The 10,011-nt window shown below is 66.5% G+C and carries 7 protein-coding genes; 5 read left to right on the forward strand and 2 right to left on the reverse strand.

Annotation, left to right across the window (positions count from 1 at the left end):
• The 5 genes from LK10_RS04190 to LK10_RS04210 form a co-directional block, all read left to right on the forward strand.
• On the forward strand, positions 1 to 596 hold a 596-nt coding region (locus tag LK10_RS04190; protein WP_043120408.1), incomplete at its 5' end, for a carbohydrate ABC transporter permease.
• Positions 593 to 1,480 (forward strand): carbohydrate ABC transporter permease, encoded by an 888-nt coding sequence (locus tag LK10_RS04195; protein ID WP_081998262.1) that lies wholly within the window; start codon positions 593 to 595, stop codon positions 1,478 to 1,480. The genes LK10_RS04190 and LK10_RS04195, both read left to right, overlap by 4 nt.
• Positions 1,477 to 4,107, forward strand: coding sequence for an alpha-L-rhamnosidase (locus LK10_RS04200; protein WP_081998263.1), 2,631 nt, complete (start codon positions 1,477 to 1,479; stop codon positions 4,105 to 4,107). The genes LK10_RS04195 and LK10_RS04200 overlap by 4 nt, the downstream gene beginning before the upstream one ends.
• Before the next feature lie 31 nt (positions 4,108 to 4,138).
• On the forward strand, positions 4,139 to 5,353 hold the full coding sequence (locus LK10_RS04205) for a multidrug effflux MFS transporter (protein WP_052206938.1): 1,215 nt from the start codon (positions 4,139 to 4,141) through the stop codon (positions 5,351 to 5,353).
• A 119-nt stretch (positions 5,354 to 5,472) separates the two neighbouring features.
• The gene (locus LK10_RS04210; protein ID WP_052206941.1) at positions 5,473 to 6,534 is read left to right on the forward strand and encodes a LacI family DNA-binding transcriptional regulator; all 1,062 of its coding nucleotides are present in this window, start codon (positions 5,473 to 5,475) and stop codon (positions 6,532 to 6,534) included.
• Positions 6,535 to 6,620: 86 nt separating this feature from the next.
• On the opposite strand, the gene LK10_RS04215 is transcribed toward LK10_RS04210, so the two are convergent.
• Together LK10_RS04215 and LK10_RS04220 are read right to left on the reverse strand one after the other, a co-directional pair.
• Positions 6,621 to 9,047: a glycoside hydrolase family 3 N-terminal domain-containing protein gene (locus LK10_RS04215; protein WP_052206939.1), complete on the reverse strand. Its 2,427-nt coding sequence runs from the start codon at positions 9,045 to 9,047 to the stop codon at positions 6,621 to 6,623.
• Positions 9,048 to 9,108: 61 nt separating this feature from the next.
• Positions 9,109 to 10,011: GH116 family glycosyl hydrolase (locus LK10_RS04220; protein WP_043120409.1), on the reverse strand; the 903-nt coding region annotated here is incomplete at its 5' end.

Consider the following 10,011-nt stretch of genomic DNA (forward strand, 5'->3'; position numbering starts at 1 on the left):
CCCTGCGCAAGACGACTGCGGTCAACTCGCTCTTCAGGTCGATCTTCTTCCTCCCGGTGCTGATCTCGCCGCTCGCCGCGGGCTTCATCTGGCGGGCCATCGTCGATCCCTCCGGCCCGATGAACCAGGTGATCGGGCTCGTCATCCCCGGATTCAACTACGCCTGGCTCGGCCACCCGGTCAGCGCCCTCGTGACAGTGGCCTTCATCGACGGCTGGAAGTGGTCCGGCATCGCCACGCTGGTCTACATCGCGGGGCTCAACAGCATCCCGGACAGCCTGCTCGAAGCCGCCGAGCTCGACGGCGCGGGGCCGTGGAAGCGCTTCTGGAAGGTCAGCTTCCCACTGCTGGCACCAGCGTTCACCTTCAATATCGCCACCACCCTGATCGGCGCGCTCAGCGCCTACGACGTGATCGCTTCGACGACCAGCGGCGGACCGGGGAACTCGACCACCACCTTGAATGTCGCACTGCAGCAGCAGTTCGGCTCCAGCTTCTACGGCACGGCAAGCTCGCTCAGCCTGACCGTGACCGTCATCGTCATCGCAATCACCGTGCCACTGGTGTCGTGGCTGCGACGGAGGGAAGTCGCATGAGCACCGCAGTCGCCACACGGCATACCACAGTCGCCCCCCGGACCGCCGCGCCAGCTCGGCGCCGCGCACTGGGCGTCCTCAAGTACGTGATCGTCACCGCCTTCGCAGTGCCCTGGGTAGGGGTGCCGCTGTGGCTCCTGATCGTGAACTCCTTCAAACCGGTGGGGGAGGCATCGCAGCTCTCGCTTGCGCTGCCGAAGCAGTGGGCCCTCGTCCAGAACTATTCGGCCGTCTTCGTCACCGGCAACTACCTGACCGGCCTGAAGAACAGCCTGCTCGTCGCGATCCCCACGATCGCGGTGGTCCTCCTGCTCGGCTCGCTGGCAGCTTGGGGCTATGCCCGGAGCACTTCACGGGCGACGCAGTTCTTCTTCTACATGACCGCGCTGTCGATCCTGCTGCCGCCCGCCATCATCCCTACGATCTACGTCCTGACAACCCTCCACCTGGATGGGTCGATCGCCGGCTACGCCCTGATGAACATCGGGACCCGGATGGGCGGCATCATCTTCCTGACCACCGGCTTCATCCGCGGGCTGCCGACCGATCTCGAGGAGGCCGCGGCGATTGACGGGGCTTCGCGGATGCGGACCTACTTCTCGGTGATGCTGCCCCTGCTGCGCCCGATCCTCTTCGTCGGCGCCGTCCTGCTGGTGATCACCGTCTGGAACGACTTCTTCTTCGGGCTCCTGCTGCTGCGCACGAGCGACAACTCGACCCTGCCGCTCACGCTCTACTCCTTCGCCAGCTCCGGGGAGCACGGACTGAACTGGAACCTCGTGTTCGCCCACGTCGTCATGACAAGCCTTCCTCTCGTGATCGCCTACCTCATCGCCCAGCGCCAAGTTCTCGCCGGTCTGACCGAGGGGGCTCTGAAGGGATGACAGCTCCTTACTCGTGGGCGCCCGGACCTGTGCGATTCGAGCACGGCCATCTCGGCGCCGGCTCGCGTGCGCCCCGGATCTCGTGGCAGGTCGCTCCAGATCATGCTGCCGGCATCGCGGGCTTCCAGCTCAGGTCCCGGGCCGCGGACGGGCGGGAGTGGCGGACGCAGGCTGCTGCGGAAGATCACCACCTCGTGCCATGGTTCGGTCCCGAACTCGCTTCCCGCGAAAGTCGCATCGTCCAGGTGCGGGCCGTCCTGGAAGGCGGACGGACCACGGACTGGGGTGCGCCCGCCGTCGTCGAGGCAGGGCTCCTCACTCCGGAGGACTGGCGCGCGCGCTTCATTGGTTCTGACGAGCCATGCAAATCGGTTCCGGTGTTCCGACGCGTCTTCGATCTGAACGTGCTTCCGCGCTCGGCGCGCCTCTACGTCACCTTCCTCGGAATCGGCCGCCTGCGGCTGAACGGCCAGACCGTCACCGAGGATGTCCTCAGCCCCGGGTGGCAGAGCTACGAGCACCGCCTCGTCTACGACACCTATGACGTCACCGCCTTGATGAAGGCCGGCAGGAACGTCCTCGAGGCAGAGGTCGGGGACGGGTGGTACTCCGGCAGGCTCGGCTTCTTCGGCCAGCGCGCAGTGTACGGAACGAACCCATCAGTCATCGCGCAGCTCGAGATGGCTGCCCCGGACGGCACAACAACCTCGATTGTCACTGATTCGTCCTGGAGATGGCGGCCCGGCCCGACGCTGGCTGCCGACCTCTACGACGGCGAGACGCACGACGCCCGCCTCGAAGCTGAGCTGTCCGAGGACTTCGGCTGGAGGCCGGTCGGGCATCAGGATTACGAGCTCGCCCGACTTGAGGCGCGTACCGGTCCGCCCGTCCGCCGCACCGAGACGATCGGGGCACGCAGCATCTTCAAGACCCCCAGCGGCAAGGTCGTAGTCGACTTCGGGCAGAACCTCGTCGGCTGGGCGCGCCTCCGCGTCCAAGGTCCGGCGGGAAGCCAAGTCACCCTGAGGTATGCGGAAGTGCTCGAGGACGGCGAACTCGGTGTGCGTCCCCTCCGCAGCGCAGCCTCGACCGATCGTTACATCCTCCGTGGCGGTGGTCAGGAGTCGTGGGAGCCTTCCTTCACGTACCACGGATTCCGCTACCTCCAAGTCGAGGGGTGGCCCCAGGGCGAACCGCGGACCGAGGACATCGACGCCGTCTTCGTCCATACGGATATGGAGCGGACAGGCTGGTTCAGGACATCCCACGAGCAGGTCAGGAAGCTGCACGAGAACGTCGTGGCCAGCATGCGCGGGAACTTCGTCTCGATCCCCACAGACTGCCCGCAACGCGACGAGCGGCTGGGATGGACCGGAGACATCGCGATCTTCGCACCCACAGCTGCCTTCCTCTACGACTGCACAGAAATGCTGCGGGGCTGGCTGCGCGATGTGGCTCTCGAGCAGGACGACGACGGCGCAATCCCCATCTTCGTGCCCAAGGTGCCGTTTCCGCCTGGCGCCGCGGCACTCAACCCGCAGTTCGGACATGTCCACGCCGCGGTGTGGGGGGATGCGGCCACACTTGTCCCCTTCGCCCTCTACGAGGCAACAGGGGACGAGCAGATCCTCGCCGAGAACTATGGGCTGATGAAGCGCTGGGTTGACGGCGTGACGCAACTGGTCTGGCCCTCGCGGGTCTGGGACACGGGCTTCCAATTCGGCGACTGGCTCGACCCTTCCGCGCCACCCGACGACCCCGCACGAGGCCGCACAGATCCCGCCCTGGTCGCGACAGCCTACTTCGCGCACTCCGCCCGTCTGCTCTCACGCGCGGCCGAACTCCTCGGACACAGGCAGGACGCAGAGAAGTACAGGGCCCTGGCAGGAGAAGTGGCGGAAGCCTTCCGCGCGTCCTATCTCGCCGAGGACGGACGGGTCAGGAGCGACTCCGAGACCGCCCACGCCATCGTGCTGTGCCTCGATCTGGCCGCCACCGACGTGCAGAGGGCAGCCGTATCGCGACGACTTGTGGAGCTGGTGAGGGAATCGGGCCACCACATCGCGACCGGATTCGTGGGCACCCCTCTTATCCTTCAGGCGCTCACACAGGCTCAGGCGATCGACGACGCCTACGCACTGCTGCTCCAAACAGAGTGCCCTTCATGGCTCTATGCGGTGGCCATGGGGGCGACCTCGATCTGGGAGCGATGGGACAGCATGCTCCCGGACGGGCGGATCAACCCGGGCGAGATGACCTCGTTCAACCACTACGCACTCGGAGCCGTCGCGTCCTGGCTGCACTCCACGGTGGCCGGACTGTCACCGGACGCGCCGGGATACCGGCGGATCCGAATCGCACCGCGCCCCCGGGGAAGCATCCGCGACGCTGGAGCCTCGCACCTGACTCCCCACGGCCTCGCGTCCGTCGACTGGGCACTCCAAGAGGGAACAATGCTGGTGGAGGCCGAGGTCCCGCCCGGAACCACCGCCGTCTTCGACATCGAGGGCAGCACCCCCTTCGAATGCGGTCCCGGACACTACGCCTTCCGGTTCCATCTGGGACCCCGAGGGCACCGAGCCTCGGAACTTCCTGCTGCTCGAACGCTAGATGAATCGCGCCTCTGAACCTGGCGGTCCAGCATCGATTCTGAATCCGATGGCAGTAGCGGCCCTCGCATTCCTCGTCGTGCTGGGCCCTCTGACAACCGATCTGTACCTCCCAGCCTTCCCCCGCATGTCTGAGGATCTCGGGGCAACGGCAGGCGAGATCCAGGCCTCGGTCTCGGCTGCTCTTCTGGGGGTGGCTGCAGGCCAGCTTGTCGTCGGAGCCGTGAGCGATTCGTTCGGGAGGCGGAAGCCGATGCTGGCGGCGACAGGATTGCATGTGGCCGCCAGCATCGCGCTCGCCTCAGTCGGCAGTGTGGACTGGATGCTCGCGCTGAGGGTCCTTCAGGGATTCGGCGCTGCGGGGGCGGCAGTGGTGGCTTCGGCGATCGCCCGTGATGCCTTCAACGGCCCGCGTCTGGTCGGGGTTCTTGCCAGACTGGCTCTGCTCAGCGGCCTGGCGCCCGTGCTCGCCCCATTCGTCGGTTCATTGCTCCTGCGGATGGCGGACTGGCGGGGGATCTTCGAGGCTCTGGCCGTGTATGGCGCAGTCATGATGTGCGTATGCGCCGTGGCCGTGCCGGAGACCCTCCGGCCTCCTCGCCAGGAGTCTCGGGCACCCGTGCGATCTATGCTGGGACGCTACCAGAGCGTCCTTCGCGACCGCTCCTTCAACGGTGCGCTCCTGGTGGGAGCAATGGTGTGTGCTGGCGTCTTCGCCTACCTCTCGGCATCCCCTTTCGTCTTCGAACACACCTACGGCCTCGACGCGGGCGCCTATGGGATCGTCTTCGCGGTCAATGCGTCCGCATTCGCCCTCGGTTCGCAGATCTCAGCATTGGTCCTCAGGAGAAGGCCCCTGTTCCCCGTGCTCGGGTGGGCCCTTCCGTTAGGCGTCGGCGGAGGCCTCGGAGGCGTCGTGGCGGACGTGTTCGGCTGGGGCCTGCCCTGCTTCACTGTCGGGATGTTCATATTCCTCTTCTCGGCCGGGGCAAGCATGCCCGTGGTCCAGGTCATTGCCCTTCAAAGGCACCGCCTCCGGGCAGGAACGGCAGCTGCGCTGCTCGGGTCCGGCAATTTCTCGCTGGCGTCGCTCATCTCGCCGCTCTCGAGTCTCGACGGTGGATCTCCCCTGGCGGTCGGGCTTGTACTCATCGCGACGTCCGCCACAGCGACGCTGGCCCTCGGGCTGATCCTGAGGGGCCGAGCAACGCCTGTCCTCGCCCGTGAGCCAGTTCCCCGGGAAGAGACGCGCAGTGCGCTATGAGCGGTGGTCCAGCCTCAGGGTTGTCCACTGGGTGGCTGGGCCGCCTCCGTGAGGAGCTACAGTTGGATAACGTTACATAGGAGGCGGATTTAGCCTGCCGTAGGGGAATGGAGGTCAGGATGCTAGGTGTAGCCGCTGGCGAGGGGGACCGCTCTGGGAGGCGGGCGACCATCATCGATGTTGCCCACCACGCCGGAGTCTCCATCGCTTCGGTCTCGAAGGTGCTCCGGGGCGCTCCCGGCGTCAGTTCCGCGATGAAGGAGCGGGTGAACGCATCCGTCGAAGCCCTCTCCTACAGGCCGCACCGTCTCGCCAGGGGCATGAGAGGGCCGATGTTCACCGTGGGGGTCATGCTCTCGGACATTGAGAACCCGTTCTTCAGCCTGCTGATCCAAGGCATGGTCGAGGTCTTCGGCAGTCAGGGCTACGAGCTGCAGATCGCGCCGGCCACCGCCGGGGAAGAGTCGCAGAACTCCGTCATCGACTCCCTGATTGACCATCAGATGGACGGCCTGATCCTGATCGCACCCCGCGGGCGTGAGGAGCACCTTGAGCGGATCGGCGAGCAGGTGCCCATGGTCGTCATCGGTCCCCACGGCCCCTCGGAGCACTACGACACCGTTTCGGGTGACGACGAACTGGGTTCGGCTCTCATAGTCGACCATCTGGTTTCCCTCGGTCACCGGCGGATCGCGTTCCTGACGAACGAGCATCCGGCAGACCGGCTGAACCTGCCCGAATCGGCCCGTGCACGGGGGTTCGAGGAGGCGATGGGGAGACACGGACTCAGCGACGACCTGCTGTTCGTCCCCGGTGTATGGAGCCTTGAGGGAGGACGGGATGCGGCCAGGCGGATCCTGGAAGCAAGTCCTAGGCCGACTGCAGTCCATGCGGGCGCAGATGTCGCAGCATTCGGAATCCTGAGCTACCTCTGGGAGGAAGGCGTCCGGATTCCGGAGGACGTTTCGGTCGCCGGATACGACAACTCGCCCATGGGGTCGTTCACCCCGATCTCCTTGACGAGTGTCGACCAGTCTGGCCACGAGATGGGAGCGATTGCCGCGAAGCTGCTGCTCGAGCGGATCGCTGGACGGTCCGAGCCCCACAACGACGTCCTGACGCCCCGTCTCATCGTGCGGGGGACGACGTCGGCTCCGGGAGCAGCAATTCAGAGCAGGTAGGCCCTGCTGCAGTGGGAGCCTTCCCAGCCCTCGGGAAGAGGGCCGGGGAGGCTCCGATTTTTTGCGACACTGCGCGTAGGTGCTGCCTAGAAGGCGTGGACTGAGGGTTCGGCGTCGTCCGTCCTCGTAACCGCAGCCTCCGAGAGGAATTCCCGCTCGGCGCTCGTCAGGACGCGCGTCGGTCCTGCGAGCTCGAAGCTTCCTTCGAGCTGCCGGTCGTCCGAGTCGAGGCCGATGAAGAACCTTCCGTGCCCGGGCTCCACGGCGAAGTCACGGGCCGCATTCGTGCAGCCGAGCTGCGCTGCCGTCACGAGGAAGGAGAGCTCGCGGGATTCACCGGCGGCGAGTTCCACCCGTGCGTAGCCCGCGAGCTGCTGGGCGGGTCGGGTGACGCCGGAGGACTCGAGCTGCATGTAGAGCTGCACTACCGTCGCGCCGTCCCTGTCTCCTGTGTTCGTGACCGTCAGTCCTATGCTCATCGCGCCGTCGGTCTCCACGCGCGAGTCGTGGCGGAGATCGGAGAGCGCGAAGCTGGTGTAGCTCAGGCCATGGCCGAAGGTGTAAAGGGGGGTCGCCGGCATGTCGAGGTAGTGCTGCGGGACGGCGGGAGGGTAGGGGTTGCGCCGGCCGGTGCCAGACCTCTGGTGGTGGTAGATCGGAATCTGGCCGGTGTGGCGCGGCACGCTGTAGGGCAGTTTGCCGCTTGGGTTGGTCTGGCCGAAGATCACCTCCGCGACCGCCCTCATGCCGAAGGGGCCTCCGTAGGGTGCGAGGACTAGCGCTTGGGCGTTCTTCACTGCTTCGGGCAGGGCGTAGGCGCGGCCTTGGACGACGACGGCGACGAGCGGCTTGCCGGTGGCGGCCACGGCCTCGGCTAGGGCCTGCTGTGCCGGTGGGAGGGAGATGTCGGCCGAGTCGCTCGCTTCGCCTTCGGTCCTTTCGCTGTTGAACCAGAGGCTCGCTCCTCCCAGGGCGAGCACGACGACGTCGGCTTCTTGGGCGGCATGGACTGCCGCCTCCATGGCCTCGGAGCTGAGCGGGGTGGTCAGGCTTGATCCCGGGTGCGTGACGACGGACTGGGCGAATTGGCCCAGCTCCTGGGCGAGGGAGGTTGCGGCGTACTGCTGCCGGAGGAAGTCCTCGGCGTCGACGCCGGGGAAGAGCTCATCGTTCCAGGCCGAGGCGGCCGTTTCGACGCCGATGGCGTTGCCGAGCTCGCCCCGCGACATCCTGATGATCATCTCGCGCCAGGCCGGGTAGGTGTAGGTCGGGAACTGGTACGTGACGACATCGGCGTGGGGTCCGATGACGGCGACCTTCGCCTTCCCCTGGGACAGCGGCAGGATGCCCTCGTTCTTTGCGAGCACGACCGACCGGCGTGCGAGTTCGAGGGACAGGTCGCGGCCTTCTTCCGAGGTGGCCGTCAGGCTGATGCGCTCCTGGGGGTAGGGGTTCTCGAAGAGGCCCAGTTCGAACTTGGCCCGCAGGACGCGCTCGACAGAGGCATCGAGGTCGGCCGGATCGACGGTGCCGCGCCGGACCTCGTTCGCCAGGACGGCCCCGTAGGCATACGCCGTCGGCAGCTCCACGTCGAGTCCTGCTGCGATGGCCAACCTTGCAGCCTGCTCTGGGCCCGAAGCTACATGCTGCCTGGCGACGAGATGCTCTGTGGTCGCGTAGTCCGAGGAGACGAACCCCTCAAACCCGAGCGTGCCCCGAAGGAGGTCGTGGAGGATTTCTCGGTTGGCGCCGACGGGGACGCTGTCGACGTCCCCGTAGGAGTTCATGACGGATCGGAGTCCGGCCATCTGGATGGCAGCTTCGAAGGGGTATGCGAAGACGTCCCGGAGGCGCCGGGCGCCCGTCTCGGCGCCGGAGAGGTTGATTCCGCCTTCTGCGAGCCCGTAGCCGAGGAAGTGCTTGGTGGTTGCGATGACGCCGTCGCGCAGGTCGGGCCCCTGAAGGCCGCGCACATAGGCGACTCCAAGGGATGCGGTGAGGTAGGGGTCCTCGCCGTAGGTTTCGTGGACCCGGCCCCACCGCGGATCGAGGGCCACGTCGAGGACGGGAGCGAGGGCCTGCCGGATGCCGGTCCGGCGCATCTGCTCCCGGATGAGTCCCGACATCTGCTCTACAAGTTGGGGGCTCCATGTGGCCGCGAGACCGGTGCCAGTGGGAAAGACGGTGTGGCCGCCGGCGACGAAGCCGTTGAGCGCCTCGGCATGGATGAGCGCGGGGATGCCGAGGCGGGTTCGTTCAACGAATTGGCGCTGAAGGGAGCCCACAAGGAGGGCGAGCCGCTGAGGATCATCGAGGGTCAGCCCTGCGACGTGGCCCGGAGGGTCCCGCAGGACGTCCGCGCAGCCCGTCGCGTCGGATCCGTCAGTGCCGACGAGAACCCAGGGAAACACGCCCACCAATTGGCTGCACTTCTCTTCGATGGTCATCTCGCCGAGCAGGATCCCCGCGCGCGCTTCGGCGGAAAGCTCTGGGTTTCGGTAGTCGCGTTTCATCTGGTCTTTCTGGTTAGTGGCGGGTGCCCGGGGCCTCCGGATGGAGGCCCCGGGCGGGTTTTCAGGCGATGGGCTTGATGGCGTTCATCAGGTCCCAGACGCCCATGAGCTGGGAGTAGGCCGGGTAGTTGTACAGGTGGGTGTCGGTCTCGCCCCATGTGTCGGGTGGGTCGAAGGCGAAACCGTTGTCCGCGCGCAGCCATGACTGGTAGGCGACGGCGCTGCCGAGTTCCACGCCATTCTGTTGGAGCTGAGGATTGGCCGTTCGCGTGCCGGTCTCGTAGAGGTCGGCTGCGGCGAGGTAGTCCGAGCCGGTGAAGATGCCCCCGGCCCCGCCCGTGGACACCGCTGGCACGTCCGGCACGCCGAGCAGGGCGGCTCCGGTCATCTCCCCGTCGGAGTTGTAGCGCCAGAGCTGGGGGAGGAGTGCGAGCTCGGCAGTGTGGTGAGCCGGGTCCACTACGCTGGGCAGCCCCACGTCCTCGGCGAGGTGTTCAGCGAAGAAGGTGTCGACGAACATGTCCGTGCTGAACGTTCCGGCAGTGGAGAAGTGGTAGTACCCGGGCACCGGGGTCCAGAACGTCAGCTCGAATGCTGCCTTGGCGGCCGAGAGGTCGCTTTGCAGGCCCGCCACGTAGGCGGCGTCGAGTCCGAGCTGGTTCCCTGCTGCAATCGCTGACTCCAGAGCCAGGAGGTACAGCTCCGAGTTGTACAGGCCAGGCCCGCTCTGGACTCCTTCGTAGATGTTGGCGAAGCTCCCTGAATCGACCGGCAGGCTCGTGCCTGCGGGGATCATTCCCTTGAGGAAGGCGACCTCGTCCTTGATCGCCGGCCAGGAAGACTGCAGGAGGCTCTGGTCGCCGGTCAGCTTCGCATAGGCGTACCACTGGAAGATGTACTTGCTCGGGCTGTCGCCCCACTCCGTGACCCCGGGTACCGGTGGCCTCGAGTCCGTCCCTCCCTG

The organism is Sinomonas humi (assembly GCF_000802235.1).
Classification (GTDB): domain Bacteria; phylum Actinomycetota; class Actinomycetes; order Actinomycetales; family Micrococcaceae; genus Sinomonas; species Sinomonas humi.

What these genes read in the sequence shown, in the direction of transcription:
- LK10_RS04195 (WP_081998262.1), top strand. Translation starts at nt 593, where the DNA reads ATGAGCACCGCAGTCGCCACACGGCATACCACAGTCGCCCCCCGGACC.
- LK10_RS04200 (WP_081998263.1), top strand. Translation starts at nt 1,477, where the DNA reads ATGACAGCTCCTTACTCGTGGGCGCCCGGACCTGTGCGATTCGAGCAC.
- LK10_RS04205 (WP_052206938.1), top strand. Translation starts at nt 4,139, where the DNA reads ATGGCAGTAGCGGCCCTCGCATTCCTCGTCGTGCTGGGCCCTCTGACA.
- LK10_RS04210 (WP_052206941.1), top strand. Translation starts at nt 5,473, where the DNA reads ATGCTAGGTGTAGCCGCTGGCGAGGGGGACCGCTCTGGGAGGCGGGCG.
- LK10_RS04215 (WP_052206939.1), bottom strand. Translation starts at nt 9,047, where the DNA reads ATGAAACGCGACTACCGAAACCCAGAGCTTTCCGCCGAAGCGCGCGCG.